Raw genomic sequence first — 23984 nt, forward strand, 5'->3', positions numbered from 1 at the left:
CAGCGCCATAATTTACAGCACTAACGCTCGTAAACAGGAATTCAAATGAAAAAACAAACATTACTCAGTGTTTCAATGCTTGTAGTAACACTTACTTTAACTGGCTGCCAATCAGCTTATTATTCTGCGATGGAAAAAGTGGGTGTTCACAAACGCGATATTCTTATTGACCGCGTAGAAGAAACCAAAGACTCTCAGCAAGAGTCACAAGAAGAATTTAAATCGGCATTAGAGCGCTTAACGACTCTAATCGATTTTAATGGTGGCGAACTACAAGACACTTACAATCAATTAAACGACGATTACGAGTCGAGCTTAAATGCCGCTAACGAAGTGTCAACTAACATCAATAAAGTAGAAGACGTGGCAGAAGCGCTATTTGATGAGTGGGGCGATGAGTTAGAGCAATACAAAAGCGCATCACTTAAGCGTGAAAGCAGCAAAAAGCTAGCCGCGACTAAGCGTCAATTTGATCAGCTATTACGCTCAATGCGCAGCGCAGAGAGTAAAATGGAGCCAGTATTAACCTCGCTTCATGATAACGTTTTATACTTAAAGCATAACTTAAATGCACAAGCGGTATCGGCTATTAAAGGTGAGTTCACTAACCTTAAGCGCGATATTCAATTGTTGATGAACGACATGAACAAATCGATTGCCGACTCAAACAAATTTATTGAACAAATGAATAGCGCTGGCTAATCATTTGTTACTTTAACAAGCCTGCTTAATTGCAGGCTTTTTTATGTTAAAGGGAATACTAAAAGGGATTTACAATGAAACGCTTTTTAATCGCAACAACGCTCTTATGTATATTAACGGCCTGCGGTGCACCTAATAATATTCATCGTATTACCAGTTCTGACTCAGTTGTTGTTATTAATGATAAGAACGGTCGTTATAAAAATTTATACACAAATGAAAAAACATATCCCACTACCTGTACTGAAAACTGCTACCCAGCTCACCCAGACTTACTATGCAAAACCGGCAGCGAAAACTGCCAGTACCAAGGCCAGCAAACTAAGCCACAACTTAGCACCGGCTATACCGTACGCTGGCTTGGCCACGCTAGTTTTGTAATTAACACACCAAATGGTCAAAGTGTGCTGTTTGATCCGGTAAAAAATCAGTTTGATTCTCCAGTCGCACTTGGCTTTAAACTCAGCGGTGGCATTTATCGTAAAGCAGGCGCTTGGCCTAGTGAGCAAGAACTCGAAAATATTGATGCGGTAATGTATTCGCATATTCATTACGATCATTTTAATAAAGCCGATATACAAAGCATTGGCAATAAACCTCGCTATTTAACACCACTCGGGATGGCCGACAACTTCCCTACCGGCGGTTTTAACATTACCGAAATGCCATGGTACTCAACAACCAACATTGACGACTTAGTTATTAACGCCGTGCCAGCTCATCATTTTAGCGCTCGCGTATTAGTGCCCTTTATTTACGAAGATAACAATAAAGACTTATGGAATGGCTGGCTGCTTGAACAAAACGGTAGCACCTTATTTTTTGCAGGCGATACAGGCTACTCAAAACACTTTAAAGACATACAGCAAAAATATGGCGATATAGATGTGTGCTTAATGCCAATCGCTTCTTACTACAGTAAAGAAAGTGGTAAATTTTATCGTTACGTTCACACCACACCAGAAGACGCGCTCAACGCAGCACAAGAGCTTAATTGTAAAGTAATGATACCGTGGGGATACGGTAACTCAAGTTGGAAAATGGGCGACCACAGCAGTCATTCAGCCTTACTTCGCTTATTGCATATGTACAATAAAATGGATTCAAAAGTGCCGCTGTATATTTTAAACGAAGGCGAGAGTATTTCACTGTAACTATTCACTTAGCTGTTTTAAGATTGTTATTACATTAAGACAAATCGACAATAAAATTGAGAGATTAATGAAGAAATTAGCACTCGCCTTAAGCTTTTTGTTAAGCACCCCAGCAATGGCTATTGATGTTGAACATACATCAACTCCAATTACTGTTGATGGCGTATCAGAAAGCGCATGGGATAAAGCCGCTTGGCACGACATGCCTTATCTAATGGATGGCACACTGCCATCAAACGATGCCGACTTTAAAGGGCGTTATCGTTTATTGTGGGATCAAAACTATTTATACCTACAAGCCGATATTGTGGATGATGTTTTAATAGATACACACGCAGATCCAACCTATAAATATTGGGATGACGATGCGCTTGAAGTATTTATTGATAGCGATGCATCGGGCGGTAATCATCAATTTAATCACACCGCATTGGCGTACCATATTGGCCTTGATAACCAAGCTGCCGATTACGGACCTGATAAAAAAGCCCATTTGTACACCGACCACCTAGTCAGTAACTGGAAGCGCAACACCACCGCACCTTTTAACATTACGTGGGAAGTAGCGATAAAGCTCTACCCTAATGATTACAAAGAAGGGGCTAAAAACACCCCACTTACACTTAGCGAAAAACAAGTAATCGGCTTTATGCTAGCGTATTGCGATAACGATGGCAGTGACGTGCGCGAGCACTTTATGGGCTCACACGAAGTACAACCAGTAAATGGCGACAGAAACCGTGGTTTTATAGATGCCGACGTATTTGGCAAAATAACCCTACTTCCTAAAAAGTAAGTAGCTACCAATAAAATAATTGAACACGTATGTTGGGTTGAGCGAAGCGAAACCCAACGAAAAAAGCCCACCAACAAACGCAGCTACTTTGCATTATCGGCTGTTTCAGCTCTCTCTTTCTCTTCTCATTCCCTTCTCCTTGTGCAAAAGATCTTTAAGTAAATTATTCACAAAGAGGTTAAGAGGCGCTGCGCTTTTAGAGGTAAATATATTATGGAAATTTCATCTCAAAACAGTAGTCATATAATTTTGAACTAAATACTTTCAACTGACGACTATAGCTAACAGCTCTTATTTTCATCCACAAAAAAGCCGCTATATTTTTCAATACAGCGGCTTTTAAAATCATTATTCTAAATTAATAGATTATGACTTAGGTGCACGACCCGCACGTTTACGTTCGTTTTCTGTAAGGTGTTTCTTACGGATACGAATGTTTAGTGGAGTAACTTCAACTAGCTCGTCATCATCGATGAATTCAAGCGCTTGCTCAAGTGAGTAGTTAAGGTGCGGAGAAAGCGTTTGCGCTTCATCAGTACCAGATGCACGTACGTTAGTTAACTGCTTGCCTTTAAGGGCGTTAACTGTAAGGTCGTTATCACGGTTATGAATACCGATAACCATACCTTCGTATACTTCAACACCGTGACCGATGAATAAACGGCCGCGCTCTTGTAAGTTAAATAATGCGTTAGTAAGTGCTTTACCAGTTGCATTTGCAATCATTACGCCGTTCTTACGAACACCGATAGCGCCACCTTTATGAGGACCATAATGATCGAACGTATGGTACATAAGACCAGAACCCGAAGTAAGCGTCATGAAATCAGTTTGGAAACCAATTAAACCACGGCTTGGGATCATGAAGTCTAAACGCATACGGCCTTTGCCATCTGGAGTCATGTTAGTAAGTTCACCTTTACGTAGGCCAACTTGTTCCATAACAGAACCTTGATGCTCTTCTTGACAGTCAATAGTCACTGTTTCAAACGGTTCTTCTAGAACGCCATCTACTGTACGTAAGATAACTTCTGGACGAGAAACTGAAAGCTCGTAACCTTCACGACGCATGTTTTCGATTAAGATACCTAGGTGTAATTCACCACGACCAGAAACACGGAAGCTATCTGGGCTAGCAGTATCTTCAACGCGAAGTGCTACGTTGTGTACTAATTCTTTGTCTAAACGCTCACGGATATTACGTGACGTTACAAACTTACCTTCTTTACCACAGAAAGGTGAGTTATTTACAGAGAATGTCATTGTTACAGTTGGCTCATCAACACTTAGTGGTGGTAATGCTTCAACGTTTCCTGGGAAACAAACTGTGTCAGAAATCTTAAGCTCACCAATACCTGTTACAGTTACGATGTTACCAGCGTAAGCTCTATCAGTTTCGATACGCTCAAGACCTAGGTAGCTTTGTACTGCACCAATTTTACCATTACGTGTAGTGCCATCAGCACTGATAATAGTAACTTGTTGGTTAGGAGCAACAGAACCACGTTTAATACGACCAATACCAACTACACCAACATAAGAGTTGTAATCTAGTTGAGAAATTTGCATTTGGAAGTCACCTTCAGGATCTGCATCCGGTGGTGATACTTCTTCAACGATCATCTTGAACATAGGTTCCATGTTGTCTGATGGTTCGTCTAAATCTAGTGTTGCCCAACCGTTGATTGCTGAAGCGTAGATTACTTTAAAGTCTAACTGTTCGTCAGTCGCGCCAAGGTTGTCGAATAAATCAAAGATTTGATCCATAACCCAATCTGGACGAGCGCCTGGCTTATCAATTTTATTGATAACGACGATTGGCTTTAAGCCTTGCGCGAATGCTTTTTGCGTAACGAAACGCGTTTGCGGCATTGGACCTTCTTGAGCATCAACAAGTAATAATACTGAGTCAGCCATCGAAAGTACGCGTTCAACTTCACCACCGAAATCGGCGTGTCCCGGGGTATCTACGATATTGATATGGTAGTCATTCCAAGAAATGGCTGTGTTTTTAGCCAAAATGGTAATACCACGTTCTTTCTCAATGTCGTTTGAGTCCATCACGCGCTCTTCGTTACCGCCGCGTGTTTCTAATGTACCTGATTGCTCAAGTAGTTTGTCAACCAGAGTTGTTTTACCATGGTCAACGTGCGCGATAATCGCTATATTTCTTAACTGTTCGATGCTCATATATTTACTCAGAGAAATTAAATTCTCATTGATCCTGCAAGATCTACGCACTCATCCACGCTTTCGCGAGATGTCCCAGCATAGGATTTAAAAGGGCGCATATTATCCCTCATTAATGACATGGATGAAAGTTTATCCAATATAAATTTCAAAACTTTCTCAATACTTTTACTAAGTATCTGTTTTATATATGACAATTATATGAATTAAATTTCAAATTTTTTTTGAAAAACAGCCTTTTTGGCTATTTTGCTGATCTTTTTGGTACTCTTTTGCATTCAGGTTATGCTATTTCCGAGCGATTAAATTAGCAGCAAATTGTGCCCTGTAAATTTTGCACCAAAAAGGAAAATTTACGCACCAACATAGTGCGTTTGTACATTCCATTTTGATGCAACGATATTTTTTTAATTTATAAACAGCTAGTTATAAAAATGGCACAAAATCAGCTTAGTAAATCCCAAAGCAATTATGCAGCAATAACAAAACCCAATAGTTGGAGGACACATGTCACAATCGGTTTTAGATTTTATTAAAGAAAATGACGTTAAGTTCATTGATTTACGCTTTACTGACACTAAGGGTAAAGAACAACATGTATCTATTCCTCATCACCAAGTTGATGAAGACTTTTTTGAAGACGGTAAAATGTTTGACGGTTCTTCAATTGCAGGCTGGAAAGGCATAAACGAATCAGACATGGTATTAATGCCAGTTGCTGAATCAATCAAACTAGACCCTTTCACTGAAGAATCAACATTAATCGTACGTTGTGACGTAGTAGAGCCTTCAACGCTTCAAGGTTATGAGCGCGACCCGCGTTCTGTTGCTAAGCGTGCTGAAGATTACATGCGCTCTACAGGTATTGCAGATACAGTGTTATTTGGCCCTGAGCCAGAGTTTTTCGTATTTGACGACGTTAAATACAAATCAGATATGTCTGGTTCTATGTACAAAATTGATTCTAAGCAAGCTGCTTGGAACTCAGATAAAGAATATGCAGATGGCAACACAGGTCACCGTCCAGGTATTAAAGGCGGTTACTTCCCAGTTGCTCCTGTTGATGACTTCCAAGATTGGCGTTCAGCTACGTGTCTAGTTCTAGAAGAAATGGGCCAAGTAGTAGAAGCACATCACCACGAAGTTGCAACAGCAGGTCAAAACGAGATTGCTACTCGCTTTAATACAATGGTATTAAAAGCGGATGAAATCCAAGAAATGAAATATGTTATCCATAACATGGCTCACTTATACGGTAAAACAGCAACGTTTATGCCTAAGCCAGTTGTTGGTGATAACGGTTCTGGTATGCATTGTCACCAGTCACTTGCTAAAGATGGTGTAAACCTTTTTGCTGGTGATAAGTACGGCGGTCTTTCTGAAGATGCACTTTACTACATTGGCGGCATCATTAAGCATGCTAAAGCAATCAATGCTTTTGCAAATGCCTCTACTAACTCGTATAAACGTTTAGTACCAGGTTTTGAAGCACCAGTTATGCTTGCATACTCTGCACGTAACCGTTCTGCATCAATCCGTATCCCAGTGGTTCCATCTGAAAAAGGTCGTCGTATTGAAGTACGCTTCCCAGATCCAACAGCTAACCCATACCTTGCTTTCTCAGCAATGCTTATGGCTGGCCTTGATGGTATCAAAAACAAGATCCACCCTGGCGATGCTATGGATAAAGATTTATACGACTTACCAGCTGAAGAAGCAGCAGAAATCCCAACTGTTGCAGCATCACTTGACGAAGCACTATCTGCACTTAGCGCAGACCGTGAATTCTTAACTCAAGGTGGTGTATTCACTGATGACTTAATCGATGCTTACATCGAACTTAAATCTAAAGAAGTTGAAAAGCTTAACATGACAACTCACCCAGTTGAGTTTGAAATGTACTACAGCTGTTAATTTAGCTGTATAAAATATGTGTGTTCTCAAGCCCGCTTTGCGGGCTTTTTTAATGGTAAAATTAATCAATCTCCACTAAAGTTAAGTTACCGACAAAAATGCAGGGCTGCAGAGTGAACAACAAGATTTTATTACTATTAATTGCTTTAGGATTAAGCAATTATGGTTACGCTGGTGAAACAAAGATATACGCTTGGAAAGATAAAAATGGCGTATTAGTGTTCTCTGACACCCCTCATAAAGGTGCTAAAGAGGTAAAGCTTACCAGCCAAGATCTTAATATGCCTGCAACAAATACTGACATTTTTGACGAGCAACCCCAGCCTCGACAAGCGGGCTTTAGTATTGCCATTTCCTCACCTGATCATAACCAGACTATTCGTGAAAATACCGGCACTGTTTATGTTACTAGCCGAATAAAACCGCGCTTTGAAACTGGTTTTACTATACAACTTTTTATTGATGGCAAAGCACATGGCCCAGCCAGTGACAGTTCAACCTTTGCAATAAGAGATGTAGAACGTGGTGAGCACACACTACAATTAAAGCTTTTTAATAGTAAAAACCAAGTTATTGCTATAAGTGAGCCCTGCATATTTTTTATGCACCGAAAAGGACTAAACCTAAGTAACTAAATTGGGGCATTACTAAACGTGCAGCAGTGTATTTTACTATATAACTTGCTTGTAAATATCAACGCACTAAAATGGTGCAGCTATGATTAATAATAAAAACTTTAGCCCTGAGCTACTCGATGCTATTTGGCAAAATCAAACAACCGCTATCATGTTGCTTGATAAAAACTTTACCGTTGTCTATGCCAATACCAGTACTAGCGAACTGCTTGGCCTTGGTAACAAGCGCCTATTAGATCAGCCTTTCGACAGTCTTTTTAATTACCATTCAATCGATTTGCAGCGTATAGAACAATACTCATTAGTTGAAGGTGTAGATTGCCAGCAGCACAGAGCTGACGTGGTTTTTAGCGATTCTCGCCATGCAAAAGTAGCCGTAAGTACACGACAAATTAAGTTTGATGGCTCACTTTATATTTTATTTGAGTGGCGCCAAACTGATGACGAAATTAAGCACGACCAAGCGTCTAATCAAATGCATCAATACCAAGCAGCCCGAAATCTAATTAGAGGCTTAGCTCACGAAATTAAAAATCCTTTAGGTGGAATTCGCGGAGCGGCGCAGTTATTGCAGTATGAGGTTGATCAACAAGAAAGAGACCAATGTGCTGAACTTATCATTGAGCAAGCTGACCGATTACGCGAATTAGTAGATAGGCTTTTAGGGCCAAATCAGCTTCCGCAAAAATCGTATGGCAATATACATCAATCACTTGAATCAGTTGCACGACTAAGTACGTTAGATAATTGTTCTAACATTAGCTTGGTTAAAGATTACGACCCAAGCATTCCTGATGTATACATTGATCAAGGCAAAATTCAGCAAGTAGTATTAAACATTGTTCGAAATGCTCAGCAGGCGCTTGTAGATGGCGGTGAAATAACAATAAAAACCCGCATTAATCATCAACATCGTCGCCCAGGTAAAGCACCTAAAAAAGCCTTGTTGATCCAAATATCTGATAACGGACCAGGTATTGATCCCAGTGTACGTGAAACACTGTTCTACCCTATGATCACCAATAAAGAAGATGGCTCAGGGTTAGGACTCTCAATAGCGCAAACGCTGATAGATCAACATGATGGCTATATAGAATGTGATAGCTGGCCTGGACATACTGAATTTAATATCTATCTGCCCTTTGCAGATTAATGTTTGGAGTTTGCATGAAAACAGTTTGGCTTGTAGATGATGATGCTTCTATTCGATTTGTACTTGAAAAAGCACTAACCCGTGCAGGGTTTAACGCAGAAAGCTTTGCTAATGCGCAAGATGTATTAAGCGCATTAAAGTTTAGTCAACCTACTGTTTTAGTTTCGGACGTACGAATGCCTGGTATGGATGGCATGGCGTTGCTTGAGCTTATAGCAGAGCAAAACCCTGGGCTGCCGGTTATTATAATGACAGCCCACTCTGATTTGGACTCTGCAGTTAATGCATTTCAAAAAGGTGCTTTTGAATACCTAGCTAAGCCGTTTGATTTAAACGAAGCAGTGGCGCTAGTCGAGAGCGCATGCAGAGCAAACTCCACTAAAAAAACTAAGCGAAAGCAAGCTCCACCAAAAAGTGCCCACATTATTGGTGAAGCACCCGCTATGCAAGAAGTGTTTAGAGCGATAGGTAAACTATCGGCCTCAAGCATGAGCGTATTAATAAATGGTGAATCTGGCACAGGTAAAGAACTGGTTGCCAGTGCTTTGCACAATCATAGTCCACGTAAAGAAAATCAATTTATTGCACTTAACATGGCGGCCATTCCAAAAGAGCTTGTTGAGTCAGAGTTATTTGGCCACGAAAAAGGCGCGTTTACGGGCGCCGATAGCGTACGTAAAGGCCGCTTTGAGCAAGCCAATGGCGGTACACTATTTTTAGATGAAATTGGTGATATGCCACTTGATGTGCAAACACGTTTATTACGCGTTCTTGCCGATGGTGAGTTTTATCGCGTTGGTGGCCATCAAAGTATAAAAGTGGACGTACGCATTATTGCAGCTACGCACCAAAACCTTGAAGATTTAGTTAAACAAGGCAAGTTTAGGGATGATTTATTTCATCGTCTTAATGTTGTGCGCCTACGTTTACCCGCTCTTCGAGAGCGTACTGAAGATATAGAAAGCTTATCGCAACACTTTTTACATAAAAGCGCTAAAGAGCTACAAGTAGAAAGCAAAGTACTCAGCCCTAAAGCGACTGAGCAATTACGTTTATTTAATTGGCCAGGCAATGTACGCCAATTAGAAAACACGTGTCGCTGGCTAACAGTTATGGCACCGGGTGAGCTTGTAAGCGAGCAAGATTTACCGCCGGAGATTCTGGATGCTTCACCAACCCAAGAAGAAGGTGATTGGCTCGATGCATTCCAACAATGGCTTAATCAAGAGCTAAAAAAAGGCAAAGAAAATATTTGGCCTGACATTCAAGCTCAACTAGAAACTCGCTTAATAAAAACAGCCCTCGCTAATTGTTCTGGTCATAAGCAAGATGCTGCTATAAAAATTGGTTGGGGACGCAACACGTTGACCCGAAAATTAAAAGAGCGCAATATTAGCTGATTAAACGCTTTTAACACATTTGGTTATTGATGAAGCTAATCGAGCATATTCCATTATTCAAACAAATGGAAATTATAAACAGGCTGCACTTTTTTAAAGAATTTACGCTCAGCGAGCGCCAAGTCTTATTGGAGTCGTTCGGCCTGTTATATTTAGTAAGTCAGCATCAATTTTTATTTAAGCAATACGATAACGACAAGCGTTTGTACATTGTACTTAGCGGCGCATTATTAGTATTTAAGCATAACCATTTACTAGAACTTGGCACTATTGAGCCCGGTGAATTTATAGGTGAAGGTGCCTTTATAAATAACCGAGAGCGCAGTACTAGCGCTCGCGCTAAAACCGACACCATAGTACTTGCCATTACCCCTGAAGCACTCACCCGCTTACCTAATGTTATCCGCGAAAAAATTAAAGACCGAATTATTGAAGGTATGAGCCTGCGCATTGCCAAATTAAGCGAGCATATAGAAACTCACGGTTAGAGACTGTTTATATCCCCAAGTTGATTCTAGCTGCTACCTTTGAGTTGCACTCAACGTTTATGTATAAATATACGCAGTCGGTTACTGACACGTACTTAATAAAATGGCTAAGCACACTAAAACTATATTTTTGATAAATAGCAAATCAGCTAATTTGGCTATCTAACCAAGCATCAACACTTTTGCGAGTATATAAAACTTCTTTAAACAAACGATGACGTTCAAATTCAAGTTTTGTTTTTCTCGTGGCATCACCACTAACTAAACGGCTATGGGTATCATTGAATTTTGAAATTACAGAAAAACCGCGCTCACCTTGATCAGCTTGCTTTTTTACAGAATTAGCAAGGTGCTCTCTAACATCGTCAGCAGTTAACATACCTGAATTATCTAACCCCATTAGCTCTTTTTTCATTGCTAATCTTACGCCCATTTCCTACTCCATTTAATGAAAAATATTTATTCCGCCAAAGTTTTAGCAATTAGCAGGCCATACGTAAAATTAACTGCTGCAAAGATTACTCTTCAATTGCTTCAGTTTTTTTAAAGACAGATAAAATACATAAAAACTTTCGTCGTTATTTCCCTATTACAATTAGCTAAAGTTACTTGCTTTGGTGCAAAAGTAGCTGCAAGCCTTTATACTACAGCTTGTGCGTTACCCCACCGAGAGCAAATATGAACGAAGAATACATAGAAATAGAATTAGAAGAAGAGCCGATTGAGCTCTGTAAATTATTAAAAGTACTAAACTTAGTTGAAGGTGGCGGCCAAGCTAAAAACCTAATTACTGAAGGCTATGTGGGTGTTAACCATGAAATTTGTACAATTAAACGGAAAAAATTATACAGTGGTGATGTACTAGAGTTTGATGGTGAGTTTTTTAAACTCTCACTAAGTGAAGATGCAATCCCTGCAGAAAAACCTGCGGTACAAACTCAAGCAGAGTCAAAGCAAGCTGCACCACAACCAACAAATCAACCAGCTAAAAGTAAGCGTAAGCGAACTAAAAAACCAAAAGTAGATGATAAAACAGGTCGTCGTCCTATTTCATTTGGTTAAGCATTTAAAAGCACTCTTTTTATATGAAAAGGCCAACTTGTATAGTTGGCCTTTTTACTCTTTAATAACCTCGTTAATAATAATAAAAACAAGGTTATAAAATGTCTGTAAACACACCTAAAAATTGGTTTAAACCCGTTGTATGGGCGGCACTCGTATGGAACTTACTTGGCGTTATTGCATTTGCTATGCACATGATGATGACACCCGAAATGATAGGTAAACTTCCTTTAGATCAACAAGCTGCCTACTCTGACATCCCTCTTTGGTCAACCATTGCATTTGCTGTAGCTGTATTTGGAAGCACTTTGGGTTGTCTGTTTTTACTTGCTAAAAACGCGCTGGCAACACCTACTTTTGCGCTATCGCTCGGCGCTATTTTAATTCAGCAATATTATAATTTTGTGGTCATAAATAGTATTGAGCTACTTGGCGCAAGTGCGGTATTTATGCCTATTTTTGTAATCATTATTGCCATCGCTTTACTTTGCTTGAGTATTAAAGGTAAGCAACAAGGTTGGTTACAGTAATTAATAAGGGTCGAAATAACTTTTGACCCTATCTCTTCTTTTAAATCATCTCTTGAAATTAAATTTTTCAGCATCATCTCTACTATAATAACTGTATAAAATTCGTTCTCTAAACGCGATTTTTTACACTGGTATGTACTTTGCAACTCGAACACTACAGAGGTCACTCTTCAAAACATTTTTATAATTCATAAAGGGGCAAATAATGAATAATAGTTTCGATACCCAACATCAGCTCACAATAAATGGTGAGCAATATCATATTCATTCTCTAAAAGGACTTGGCGACAAAGCGAAACGATTGCCCTTTTCCTTAAAAGTACTACTTGAAAACCTTCTTCGTAACGAAGATGGCGTAAATATAAAAGAACAAGACATTCAAGCCCTTCTTAATTGGGATCCTCAAGCAAAGCCTGCATCTGAAGTTGCCTTTACTCCCGCCCGTGTTGTTATGCAAGATTTTACCGGCGTACCCGCTATTGTAGATTTAGCCGCGATGCGTGATGCAATGGAAAAGCTAGGTGGGGATCCTGCAAAAATAAACCCGTTATCGCCTGCTGAACTTGTGATTGACCATTCGGTACAAGTAGATGGCTACGGAAATGATGGTGCATTTGATTTAAATGCAAAACTTGAGTACGACCGAAATAAAGAACGTTACGAATTTTTACGTTGGGGGCAAACCGCTTTTGATAATTTAAAAGTAGTGCCACCAGCAACCGGCATTGTTCACCAAGTAAACCTAGAATACTTAGCGCGCGTTGTTTTTAATGAAGAGCGCGACGGCAAAAAATTTGCTTACCCAGATACGCTTGTAGGGACTGACTCTCACACCACCATGATTAATGGCTTAGGTGTGCTTGGTTGGGGTGTAGGCGGCATTGAAGCCGAAGCAGCCATGCTTGGTCAGCCAATTAGCTTACTCATTCCACAAGTAGTAGGTATGAAGCTAAGCGGACGTTTACCTGAAGGTACTACCGCAACCGATTTAGTGTTAACAGTAACCGAAATACTGCGTAATCATGGCGTAGTGGGTAAATTTGTAGAATTTTATGGTGACGGCCTTGCCGACCTACCACTTGCCGATAGAGCAACCATAGCCAATATGGCACCAGAATACGGCGCTACGTGTGGTATTTTCCCAATTGATGATGAGACCATTAACTACCTTCGTTTAACAAACCGCGACGAAAAACACTTAAAAGTAATTGAAGATTACGCTAAGCATCAAGGCTTATGGCGTAACGATGGCGACGAAGCCAACTATACCGATACACTTGAGCTTAAATTAGATGACGTTGTACCAAGCCTTGCAGGCCCTAAACGCCCACAAGATAGAATTGCCTTAAACGAAGCTGGCAAAGTTATTGGCGATCATTTAAAAGGCTTCCAAGACGAACGTATGGCTCGTCGTGATAAAAGCGATGAAGAACAAGCTCGTATTGAGAGTGAAGGGCCGACAACAAATCCAGATGAGCCAGTTAACGAAGCGCAGTTTATGGGTGCCGCTAAGGTTAAATTTAAAGGCCAAGAGTTTGAGCTAAACGATGGCGCTTGTGTTATTGCCGCAATTACCAGCTGTACCAACACCTCTAACCCAAGTGTTATTTTAGCTGCTGGTTTGGTTGCTAAAAAAGCAAAACAGTTAGGCATTAATGTAAAACCTTGGGTTAAAACATCACTTGCTCCAGGCTCAAAAGTAGTTACCGACTACCTAGAAAAAGCAGGCCTGATGGATGACCTAGAAAGCCTAGGCTTTAACTTAGTTGGCTACGGCTGTACTACGTGTATTGGTAATTCAGGGCCACTTGCAACTGAAATATCAGACGCGATTCAAAAACATAAATTAGTAGTGAGCTCTATTTTATCGGGTAACCGTAACTTTGAAGGGCGTATTCACCAAGATGTTAAAATGAACTTTTTAGCCTCTCCTCCGCTTGTCGTAGCTTATGCCATTGCAGGTAGAACCGATATTGACGTATACAACGAACCCCTTGCTCAAGATGCTAACGGTAACGATATTTACCTTAAAAACATTTGGCCAAGCGTTAAAGAAGTAAGTGACTTAGTTAAAGAAACCGTAACTAAAGAAATGTTTGAAAAAAGCTACGCTAACGTTTACGAAGGCGATAGCCGTTGGCAGCAAATTAAAATACCGGATGGCAAACTTTACGATTGGGATGATGCATCTACCTACATTAAAAAAGCACCATTTTTTGATGGTATGAAAGTAGAACCACCGGGCATTCCTTCTATTGAAGGTGCACGTTGTTTAGCTAAACTTGGGGATTCAGTAACCACTGACCATATTTCTCCAGCGGGTGCTATTAAAGCAGAAGCGCCAGCAGGTTTATACTTGCAAGAGAAAGGTGTAGATAAAGCGCAATTTAACTCGTACGGCTCACGCCGTGGTAATCACGAAGTAATGATGCGTGGAACGTTCGCTAATGTGCGTCTTAAAAACTTACTAGCTCCTGGTACTGAAGGCGGAGTAACACGTACTCAGCCTGGCGATACGCTAGAGAGCATTTATGATGCAGCAATGGAGTATCAAAAAAATAATACTCCACTCATTATTTTAGCGGGCAAAGAATATGGCACGGGTTCATCTCGTGACTGGGCTGCTAAAGGCTCACTTTTATTAGGCGTTAAAGCCGTTGTAGCACAAAGCTACGAACGTATTCATCGCTCTAACTTAATTGGTATGGGTGTATTACCTCTGCAATTTAAAGAAGGTGAAAGCTACGAGTCACACGGGTTAACAGGCCAAGAACAATTTGATATTGATGGCCTGTACGATAAAACCGATGAAGTTACCGTTATTGCTACAAATGCCGAAGGTAAAAAAGTAACCTTGAGTGCAGACGTACGTATTGATACCCCTAAAGAGTGGGATTACTACAAACACGGCGGCATTTTACAATATGTACTGCGTAATATGCTCGACTAACAAAGACAGTAGTTAATACATCTAAAAGCCCAGTTTAGTAATAAGCTGGGCTTTTTTATATGTGCTGTTTGTTGTCTTAAATCAATGCTAAGCATTTAAAGCGTGCCTACACTAGGGCCTGTTGACCTTTCAGGATTAAAATTTGTTCAACCTAGGGGCTATTTAATCGCGGCGTGAGGCTTGTAACCTAGTGGGCTAAGTAAAAACCGAGCAAAGCTTCCGCGTCCTGCTCACGCCCCTTACCTACATCCATGTAGGCAACAAAGAGTAAATAGCCCCTAGGCAGAACCCTTCGGGCAGCGCATGTTTGGCATTTATTCCACGTTAACGCCTATTCATGGTGAATAACCACACTACATAGGCTCTGCCTTGCCTAAATACCAAACACACTGCTGCAAATTTAACCTCGAAAGATAAACAGGCCCTAGGGCTACTCTTAGTGAGGTAACTATGTCGCCAACAATGATAATTAGACTGCTTAAAACATCAATAGTGCTTGGGTTGTGCCTTATCGTGACTGGCCATACGTTAATTGTATCGAACTACTTTACTGTCGAGCATGGTATTAAAGGAATAATTATAGCGGCGGCATGCATTGCTGTAGGCGTGCCGCTGTCGCTTCCCACTAAAATATATTTAACAGTATTATTGATGGAAGCCGAAAAACGTTATTTAAAAAACAATAAAAGCACTCACTCTAAATAATTAAAGTGCACTTAAATTATTAATTTCTTTATTACGTTTTTCTAGTTTGTCTTTTACATTTTCGGCGTCATTAAATAGCTTTTTAACCGAATCTGGGTTCAAAATACTGATCCCCTCTGGTGCAGCCGACATTGTGTTTGGAGTTGAAGAGGTATTTAAAATAGACGTGTCTTCTGCAGCAATAACAGTAATATCTTTAGGATCGAGTTTTACTTCAATACTTTTTGCATGTGGGTTAGGTGTATCAGAAAAGTGCCATTGGCCTGTTTCGTCTTGCCACTTAAAAATTTTACCACTTGAGGTGGCATTTGTAGCAATTGGTTCATCAGAAATACTGCTCGCAATTTTATCGCCTGCTTGCTTAACGCCCAACACTGCTTGGTCCAAAGTATTGCTAGATAGCGCGACCATTTTTTCTTTAATTTGCTGAGATTCACTGCTAATTGATGATGCAGAAAGCCATGTTTGACCATCGGGCTTTTTTAAATAAAACAAAGAGATGACTGCAATAGCCATGATTGATATAGCTAAGTAGGTAAAGTATTTCATAGCGTTCCTGCTTTAATTAATCCTTTAATGTCTTGAGTCTAATAAAAAATACTTAATTAGGCAATTTTTTGTACCCGAATAAAAGAAAATAAAAACGCAGCCGAAGCTGCGTATTTATTTGCGATTTAACTGCATCGTAGTGACGTTAAATACCGTCACCATCCATGTGTAGTCCACATTCTCGGTTTAAACCAAAAAAGCGAGTTTCTTCCTCTGTCATTCCTGGCTCTAACTTACGTGTTGTATGTACGTCACCCATCGACACATAACCTTGTTCCCATAATGGGTGGTAAGGTAAATCATGCTTAGTCAGGTACTGATACACGTCGCGGTTAGACCATTCAATAATCGGGTACACTTTAACGGTACCACGGCTTATTTCTACAAACTGTTTATCAGCACGTGTAGATGATTGATCGCGACGCAAACCACTAAACCACGTGCCCGCTTCTATCTCTTTAAGTGCGCGGGTCATCGGCTCAACTTTATTAAGCTGGTTATATTGCTTGATGCCGTCCTCGCCTTGCTCCCACAACTTGCCAAACTTAGCTTCTTGCCATGCTGGGCTTAGCTGCGCTCTATACACCTTTAAGTTAAGTGATAAACGCTCACTCATTTGTTCAATAAACTGATACGTTTCAGGAAATAAATAGCCTGTATCTGTTAATACAACGGGAATATCTGGACGTTGTGAGGTCATTAAATGCAGCATTACTGCCGCTTGAATACCAAAACTAGATGATAAAAAAGCCGTATTAGGCAAGTTATCAAGCGCCCATGAAACACGCTGTTCTGCGCTCATATTCGCTAGCAAACCATTAGCATCAGCTAACATAGCCGCCTGGCTTTGTTTATCTAGCTGTAAAATGTTTTTAAATTCACTCATGGTAAATTCCAAACCTCACCAGCGCTTTGGCGCTGGTATTTAATTAAGCGTGAAAATCGGTTACTGATACTTTTACTTCAGCAACTATGCCTTTGCGTATAACAAAGTCACCAAAACACTCACCGTCATTGCGCTCTTTTGCCCATTGCCCAATGAGCTTATCGAATGCTTCTAGGTAAACGTCTTCGCCTACGTTCTCAAGGTACAATTTAGGAATACGTGTACCTTCTAAATTACCACCTAGGTAAACGTTGTACTTACCTGGCCCTTTACCCACTAAACCAGCTTCTGCAAGCATTGCGCGGCCACAACCGTTAGGGCAACCTACAACGCGCATAATAATGCTGTCATCTGGTATACCGTGCTTAGCAAGTAATGCTTCAGTTTTTTCTACTAGGCTTGGTAAGTAACGCTCTGCTTCGGCCATTGCAAGTGGGCACGTTGGCAGTGAAACACACGCCATAGAATTTTTACGCTGCTGCGAATCTTTGTCGTCAATCAGGCCATGGCTACGTGCAATTTCTTCAATCACGGCTTTTTGATCTGCAGGTACGCCAGCAATAATTAAGTTTTGGTTTGCCGTCATACGCATGTCACCTTGGTGAACTTCTGCGATTTTACGACAACCAGTTTTAAGCGGCTTGCCTGGGTAGTCTAAAATACGACCACTTTGAATAAATAGCGTTAAGTGGTGCTTACCATCAATGCCTTCAACCCAACCAATACGATCGCCACGGTGAGTAAACTCAAACGGGCGGCTTGGTGCAAATGTAACGCCTGAGCGTTTTTCTACTTCTGCTTTAAATACATCAACGCCAACACGGTCTAATGTGTATTTAGTTTTTGCATTTTTACGGTTTGAACGATTACCCCAATCGCGCTGCACAGATACAACATGCTCTGCAATTTTTAAGGTATCTTCGAGCGTAATAAAGCCAAAGTCATCAGCCTTACGCGGATACGTAGCCGTATCACCGTGAGTCATGGCAAGGCCACCACCAACAAGTACGTTAAAGCCAACAAGCTTTCCGTTATCAGCAATTGCCACAAAGTTTAAGTCATTCGCATGCACATCAACTTCGTTATTAGGCGGAATGGTTACCGTTGTTTTAAATTTACGCGGTAAGTAGTTAGATCCTAAAATTGGCTCTTCTGTGGTTTCTGCCTTTTCGCCATTTAGCCAAATTTCAGCATACGCTTTCGTTTTTGGTAATAAATGTTCAGAAATTTTTGCAGCCCAGTCGTAAGCTTCTTGGTGTAACTCAGACTCAACAGGGTTAGTAGTACAAAGCACGTTACGGTTAACGTCACCCGCTGTAGCAATAGAGTCTATACCTACGCTATCAAGCATTTGGTGCATGCCTTTAATATTTGGCTTTAATACACCATGAAACTGAAACGTTTGACGCGTAGTTAAACGAATGCTGCCGTAGCTTGTTTTTTCATCAGCAAACTTGTCGATTGCTAACCACTGCTCTGGCTTAATAATACCGCCAGGCATACGTGCACGTAACATTACATTATGTAGCGGCTCTAGCTTTTGCTTAGCGCGCTCACCACGTATATCGCGGTCATCTTGTTGGTACATGCCATGAAAACGTATTAACTGAAAGTTATCAGCGGTAAAACCACCGGTAATTTCGTCTTTTAAGTCTTGCTCTATGGTGCCACGTAAAAAGTTGCTTTCTCTTTTCAAACGTTCGTTATCAGAAAGTTTTACGTTTTTATCTTGTTCGCTCATTTTAAATCCTAAATTTGTTACAGTGACGGCTGCTAGCTGTTAATAAAATAAGAAACGTGATTAATACACGTCTTTCTGATAGCGGTTTGCGCTACGCAAATCTTTTAAATATTGCTCTGCGTCTTCATTGCTCTTGCCTGTGTTTTCTTTAACGATATCAAGTAAGGCGTTGTGTACATCTTTTGCCATGCGATTTGCATCGCCACAAATATAAAAGTGAGCGCCGGCTTCTAACCACTCAAACACGTCTTTACTGTTACTGCGTAATTTGTCTTGTACGTATACTTTTTCTGCTTGGTCACGGCTAAATGCAACATCTACTTTGTTAAGTAAACCCGATTTTAAATAACCCTGTATTTCTACTTGGTATAAAAAGTCTTGAGTGAAATGTGGGTTACCAAAGAACAACCAGTTTTTGCCTTGTGCTTGACGCGAATCACGCTCTTGTAAAAATGCACGGAACGGCGCAATACCCGTACCAGGACCAACCATAATCACCGGTGTATCATCGTTAGTTGGTAGGCGGAAATTGTCGTTGTGTTCGCTAAATACTTTAACTTTACAACCTTCTTCTGCACGGCGAGTTAAGTAACCAGTACAGCCACCTAAATGCTCACTATCAAATGCATCAAACTGCACTAGACCTAGTGTTAAATGTACTTCATCTTCAACCTCAGCTTGGCTAGATGCAATTGAGTACAAACGAGCTTGTAGTTTACGTAGGCAATCTACTAATGTTTGCGCATCAATTTTTGCTGGGTTTTGGCGAATCACATCAAATATTTGGCGAGGTTCAATATACGCACGCATTGCCGCTTTATCTTCTACAAGCTTTAATAATTCAGGCGTACCTGTTGCTGTTGCGTATTTTTCTACAAAACCTGGGTACGACTGAGTCAGCTCTAGCTTTTCAATAAGTGCATCACGTACGCTTAGCTCTTCATCACCTACTTTTACAATGCTTGTTGCATCTATTTGTGTAAGTGTAAGTACTTCATCAACTAATACATCGTCATTTAAAAAGTACACACCTAATGAATCACCTGGCGTGTAAGTAATGTCAGAACCTTCAAGCGAAATTTCAACGTGACGTACATCTTTAGTCGAGTCGCGACCGGTAATTTTTTGAACAGTTAATAGCTCTGCTTCAAATGGATTTTGTTTTGTATATTGGCTTGCTGCAGCGGTTGGAGCGCCAAATGGCATTGATACAACTTGACCACCAGCGGCCTCTTGCTGCGCTTTTAAATCAGGTTCAAATGCATCAACTGCACCGGCGATCCACGTAGCGGCTTCATCTTCGTAATCTACATCTAAATCAGCACGTTGATAGATAGTTTGTGCACCGAGTTTATTTAAACGCTCTTCAAAATCTTTTGCTGTTTGGCAGAAAAACTCATAGCTAGAATCACCTAAGCCAATAACCGCTATTTTTACATCGTCTAGTTTTGGCGCTTTTTTAGTGGCTAAAAATTCGTGAAGTGTTTCTGCGTCTTCAGGTGGCTCACCTTCGCCGTAAGTAGATACAACGATAGTTAAAAACTTTTCTTTTTTCAGGGCTGTTGGTTTGTAATCTGACATGCTAACAAGCTTAACTGCTAAGCCTCGCGACTCAGCCTGCTCTTTCATTTTGGTAGCTACACCTTTTGCGTTACCTGTTTGCGAACCATATAAAATAGTTAGCGCTGCTGCATCACCCGCAGCCGGTACGCCTGCCGTAGGAGCACCTAACGCAGCCGAATTAGCATTTGCAGCTAAGTAACCACTTACCCACGCTTGTTGAATTGGATTAAGTTCAGCCACTAAACCTTGCAGCTTTTGTATTTGATCTTGCGATAGCGGGCTTGCCGCAGCATTTAGTTGACCTAACAACATGAATCGATTCCCCATAACCCTGAAAATTAAACACAACACACTTTGTGTATTGTTAAAAATGAGTTTTACCTCATCCAGAGCGTATCTGTTGAGGTTTTCTAAGTTAGTAGGATAACGGGCTCAGCATAGATAAAAAAAGAATAGAATCTGCTTTGATATTCCATTTAGTTATTAATTTATAAAAATACCTTCAAAAACAGATTAAAGACTTATTATTGCCTTTTACTGCACTTTAAATTAACAATTTTGTAACCTAACTAATGTAGGGTATATTCTTCATTCAAAATAAAAATAGGAACAACTATGTTACACGGGAAATATAAAAATAAACTACTTAGTACCGCTTTGTTACTTGGCTCATTACCTGTAATGGCCAATGTAGCTAATGGCGGATTTGAACAATGGTCAGGTAATACACCTAGCTCTTGGAGCACTATTGATAGCGGAATCAGCTTAACGCGCTCAACTAGTACAGTTAAAAGCGGTAGTAGCTCTGCTGCTGTCAATGTAACAACAGGATCGCAAAGTAACACTGATTTACTACAACAGGTTGCTGTAGAAGCTGGTAAAACCTATAACTTTTCGGCTGATGTTTACCACACCGAAGGTAAAATTAAAGCGCGCTTATATGTAGATGGCTATCATGGCTATTCAAATCAAGTACAAACTAACCAATGGCAAACAATTAGCCATAGCTATACAGCAAGCAGTGATAAAACAATTAGTGTTGGGCTTAGGTTTTACGATGTAAGTGGATTTGATGGCAGCGAAACCGTATACGTAGATAACTTTTTACCAAATACTGATGGCAACGCATCAACAAGTTGCACCGACAATAGCCTTACCTTAACGCTTAACACCGATAATTACGGTAGCGAAACTAGCTGGGCCGTTAATAACAATCAAGGTAGCGCTGTTGCTAACGGCAGTGGTTACGCATCAAACACTCAGTATGATGAGCAAATATGCCTAACTGATGGTACTTACACACTTGTTATTAGCGACAGCTACGGCGATGGCATGTGTTGTTCAACAGGTAATGGCAACTATGCGCTTAAGCAAGGCTCTTCCACACTTGCTAGCGGTGCAAGTTTTAATAATACAGACAGCACGGCATTTACTTTAGGTAGTGGCTCTGGTGATGGCGGCGGGACCAACCCAACACCCACTGGCTACTATGTTACTGCTCAAGGGTTATCGGGTTATGCACTAAAAACTGAGCTTTATAATATTATTAAAGATCATAATGCACAGGGTTACTCGGCTATTTGGAATTTTTACGACTCATCTGCACGTGATAAATACTTTGAAAACGATAACAGCATTTTAGATATGTATAGCGAGAAACCAAACGGCTCAGATAGCTACAATTATACTGCGGTGAGCGATCAATGTGGTAACTATAGTGGAGAAGGCGGCTGTTACAACCGTGAGCATTCATTTCCTAAAAGCTGGTTTGGCGGCACTATTGAGCCAATGAACTCAGATGTGCATCATATTTACGCAACCGACGGTTATGTAAACTCAAAGCGTAGTAATTTCCCATTTGGTGAAGTAGCAAGCGCTTCATTTACATCAACCAACGGAAGTAAATTAGGCTCTGCCGCAAGTTCATTAAATTACTCAGGTACTGTATTTGAGCCAATTGACGAATTTAAAGGTGACTTTGCTCGCGCTTATTTTTACATGGCAACGCGCTACGAAAATGTAATAGGCACTTGGCAAACCAAAACGACCTCAAGTAATGCAGTGCTTAATGGTTCAAGCAACCAAGTGTTTGAAAGCTGGGTTGTAGCCATGCTGCTTAACTGGCATAACAGCGATCCTGTAAGCCAAATGGAACTTGACCGTAACCAAGCAGCCTTTGAATTTCAAGGTAATCGTAACCCGTATATCGACCACCCTGAATTTGTGGAAATGATTTGGTAAAAGTTAGCAGTTAAAACAAAAGCCTTTGCAAATGCAAAGGCTTTATCTTTTAGCGTGTAATATTTTTTAAAAATATGATGATTTAAGCTAATTATAAGAAACAGTTGCGATAAGTGACTTTTCAGCTCTGTTTTTCATCAACGTTAAAAGTGAATGATGGAAATCTTGAAATATCATCTCTCCCCATATTCGTGAATAAATACCAAAATTTGTATTGTCTTGCACGGTCGTTTTTAACGTTAAAATTGTATTGCCGCTTTTTTCTTCACTTAGCTGATAACCACCGTAAAGTGGAGAAAAGTATTCACCGCCAAGTTTTACGTGTTTATCGAGTGCGTCATCGGGAATAGCATCTGGGTCTATGTCAAATCTATAAACCATCTGTTTATTTGGTTGCCAATCCGTAATAACTTCTTTAAATACAACGCCTTTTTGCCAAGTACTTGTGCGAACAGCGCCTATACCGCTTGCATTCATACTTGCCTTTAATGGCTTTGGTACACCAATTAATTGAGTGAGTGAAAAAGGCACTTCCTGTGGTTTTATATCACTCACATTAGCTAACTGTTGCCACACAACATTGATGGGCGCGTTAATAGTTATTGAATTTGTTACTTCGTATGTTTTTGATAAATTTAAAAAATTAACTTCAATAGGTGAGAGCAATATAGGTAACAACGCGATTGATAATAAAGAACTATTCGCTTTTTTTATTTCACGCTTTCTAACAAAACCCGCAAGTAATCCACCGATACTGGCAAAAAACATAAAAGCAGGCAAAGCCATAGCCACACAAATACTGCCTTCAAGTAAAGTAATTACACTTACAAATAAAAAAACAAAAATAGGCTGCCAAGCAATCGTGACCATTTGCCTTTTAGTTAATGTTTTTGATTCATTGTACTCAAAGTGAACACGAATATAACCAATTGCAACGGGCACTAAAAACATAAATGATATAGAGACTAGGCTACTTAAATTATAAGTATCAAGTAGCTCTATAAACAGCCGCATAAATATGCCGTAAAACGTACCAAGTAAAATACCAATTGATTTAGGGGAGTTGAGTTGCATGTCTATTCTTTATTGTTATTAACAATCAGAAAGTAACAGAAGTATTATTCCACCACAAATAAAACAAAATTAACGGCTCCTGCAAGCAAATAGCTTGAAATAAAAACGGCTTTCACAGCCACTAAGACTAAAGGATAATAACCTGCCGTTAACACTATACTATTAGGTAAATAGTGCTCCGCTTCCTTAATAACTCATTCAAGATTATGATTTATAACAACTTTTAATCACTTTGTGTAGTTTTATAACTT

20 protein-coding genes are annotated in these 23984 nt (G+C 40.2%); 13 read left to right on the plus strand and 7 right to left on the minus strand.

Annotated elements, in window-relative coordinates; genetic code table 11:
* Positions 1-45: 45 nt before the first annotated feature.
* The 3 genes from QMA08_RS14220 to QMA08_RS14230 all read left to right on the plus strand — a co-directional run bounded on the left by QMA08_RS14220 (position 46) and on the right by QMA08_RS14230 (position 2652).
* Complete coding sequence (locus tag QMA08_RS14220; RefSeq protein ID WP_010554796.1) at positions 46-702, plus strand: DUF2959 domain-containing protein; 657 nt, start codon at positions 46-48, stop codon at positions 700-702.
* 74 nt (positions 703-776) lie between these two features.
* Positions 777-1856: an MBL fold metallo-hydrolase gene (locus QMA08_RS14225; RefSeq protein WP_290174770.1), complete on the plus strand. Its 1080-nt coding sequence runs from the start codon at positions 777-779 to the stop codon at positions 1854-1856.
* 67 nt (positions 1857-1923) lie between these two features.
* On the plus strand, positions 1924-2652 hold the full coding sequence (locus tag QMA08_RS14230) for a CBM9 family sugar-binding protein (RefSeq protein ID WP_290174771.1): 729 nt from the start codon (positions 1924-1926) through the stop codon (positions 2650-2652).
* A 366-nt stretch (positions 2653-3018) separates the two neighbouring features.
* Here the strand turns inward: QMA08_RS14230 and typA are convergent, their stop codons facing one another.
* Positions 3019-4842, minus strand: a complete 1824-nt coding sequence (gene typA, locus QMA08_RS14235; protein WP_002961123.1) for a translational GTPase TypA — start codon at positions 4840-4842, stop codon at positions 3019-3021.
* A 507-nt stretch (positions 4843-5349) separates the two neighbouring features.
* On the opposite strand from typA, the gene glnA reads away from it, so the two are divergent.
* The 5 genes from glnA to QMA08_RS14260 all read left to right on the plus strand — a co-directional run bounded on the left by glnA (position 5350) and on the right by QMA08_RS14260 (position 10432).
* Positions 5350-6756: a glutamate--ammonia ligase gene (gene glnA, locus QMA08_RS14240; RefSeq protein WP_002961121.1), complete on the plus strand. Its 1407-nt coding sequence runs from the start codon at positions 5350-5352 to the stop codon at positions 6754-6756.
* A 113-nt stretch (positions 6757-6869) separates the two neighbouring features.
* Positions 6870-7391 (plus strand): DUF4124 domain-containing protein, encoded by a 522-nt coding sequence (locus tag QMA08_RS14245; RefSeq protein WP_290174772.1) that lies wholly within the window; start codon positions 6870-6872, stop codon positions 7389-7391.
* A gap of 82 nt (positions 7392-7473) precedes the next feature.
* Positions 7474-8544, plus strand: a complete 1071-nt coding sequence (gene glnL / locus QMA08_RS14250; protein ID WP_002961118.1) for a nitrogen regulation protein NR(II) — start codon at positions 7474-7476, stop codon at positions 8542-8544.
* A 14-nt stretch (positions 8545-8558) separates the two neighbouring features.
* Positions 8559-9944 carry a nitrogen regulation protein NR(I) gene (ntrC, locus tag QMA08_RS14255; protein ID WP_002961117.1) on the plus strand — a complete coding sequence of 462 codons (1386 nt, stop codon included), beginning with the start codon at positions 8559-8561 and terminating at the stop codon, positions 9942-9944.
* 29 nt (positions 9945-9973) lie between these two features.
* Positions 9974-10432 (plus strand): cyclic nucleotide-binding domain-containing protein, encoded by a 459-nt coding sequence (locus tag QMA08_RS14260; RefSeq protein WP_002961116.1) that lies wholly within the window; start codon positions 9974-9976, stop codon positions 10430-10432.
* 145 nt (positions 10433-10577) lie between these two features.
* On the opposite strand, the gene QMA08_RS14265 is transcribed toward QMA08_RS14260, so the two are convergent.
* Entirely contained in the window at positions 10578-10865 is a 288-nt protein-coding gene (locus tag QMA08_RS14265) for a hypothetical protein (protein ID WP_182712460.1), read from the minus strand.
* Positions 10866-11110: 245 nt separating this feature from the next.
* Here QMA08_RS14265 and QMA08_RS14270 point away from each other — a divergent pair, with 245 nt between their 5' ends.
* From QMA08_RS14270 to QMA08_RS14285, 4 genes are all read left to right on the plus strand, one after another.
* Positions 11111-11494: an RNA-binding S4 domain-containing protein gene (locus QMA08_RS14270; protein WP_002961114.1), complete on the plus strand. Its 384-nt coding sequence runs from the start codon at positions 11111-11113 to the stop codon at positions 11492-11494.
* 101 nt (positions 11495-11595) lie between these two features.
* Positions 11596-12024, plus strand: coding sequence for a hypothetical protein (locus QMA08_RS14275; protein WP_039488637.1), 429 nt, complete (start codon positions 11596-11598; stop codon positions 12022-12024).
* A gap of 205 nt (positions 12025-12229) precedes the next feature.
* Positions 12230-14974 carry an aconitate hydratase AcnA gene (gene acnA, locus QMA08_RS14280; RefSeq protein WP_165743531.1) on the plus strand — a complete coding sequence of 915 codons (2745 nt, stop codon included), beginning with the start codon at positions 12230-12232 and terminating at the stop codon, positions 14972-14974.
* Between the two features lie 450 nt (positions 14975-15424).
* Positions 15425-15679 (plus strand): hypothetical protein, encoded by a 255-nt coding sequence (locus QMA08_RS14285; protein WP_290174773.1) that lies wholly within the window; start codon positions 15425-15427, stop codon positions 15677-15679.
* On the opposite strand, the gene QMA08_RS14290 is transcribed toward QMA08_RS14285, so the two are convergent.
* From QMA08_RS14290 to QMA08_RS14305, 4 genes are all read right to left on the minus strand, one after another.
* Complete coding sequence (locus tag QMA08_RS14290; protein WP_290174774.1) at positions 15680-16228, minus strand: DUF4124 domain-containing protein; 549 nt, start codon at positions 16226-16228, stop codon at positions 15680-15682.
* Positions 16229-16373: 145 nt separating this feature from the next.
* Complete coding sequence (locus QMA08_RS14295) at positions 16374-17114, minus strand: phosphoadenylyl-sulfate reductase (protein WP_089367568.1); 741 nt, start codon at positions 17112-17114, stop codon at positions 16374-16376.
* 43 nt (positions 17115-17157) lie between these two features.
* Positions 17158-18855: an assimilatory sulfite reductase (NADPH) hemoprotein subunit gene (gene cysI, locus QMA08_RS14300; RefSeq protein WP_182769414.1), complete on the minus strand. Its 1698-nt coding sequence runs from the start codon at positions 18853-18855 to the stop codon at positions 17158-17160.
* A 60-nt stretch (positions 18856-18915) separates the two neighbouring features.
* Positions 18916-20730 (minus strand): assimilatory sulfite reductase (NADPH) flavoprotein subunit, encoded by a 1815-nt coding sequence (locus tag QMA08_RS14305; protein ID WP_290174775.1) that lies wholly within the window; start codon positions 20728-20730, stop codon positions 18916-18918.
* Between the two features lie 303 nt (positions 20731-21033).
* Between QMA08_RS14305 and QMA08_RS14310 the strand changes: the two genes are divergently transcribed.
* Entirely contained in the window at positions 21034-22659 is a 1626-nt protein-coding gene (locus tag QMA08_RS14310) for an endonuclease (protein WP_290174776.1), read from the plus strand.
* Positions 22660-22746: 87 nt separating this feature from the next.
* Here the strand turns inward: QMA08_RS14310 and QMA08_RS14315 are convergent, their stop codons facing one another.
* Complete coding sequence (locus QMA08_RS14315; RefSeq protein WP_290174777.1) at positions 22747-23733, minus strand: hypothetical protein; 987 nt, start codon at positions 23731-23733, stop codon at positions 22747-22749.
* Positions 23734-23984 lie beyond the last annotated feature (251 nt).

Origin of the sequence: Pseudoalteromonas sp. APC 3355, assembly GCF_030407615.1 — a bacterium.
Classification (GTDB): Bacteria; Pseudomonadota; Gammaproteobacteria; order Enterobacterales; family Alteromonadaceae; genus Pseudoalteromonas; species Pseudoalteromonas distincta.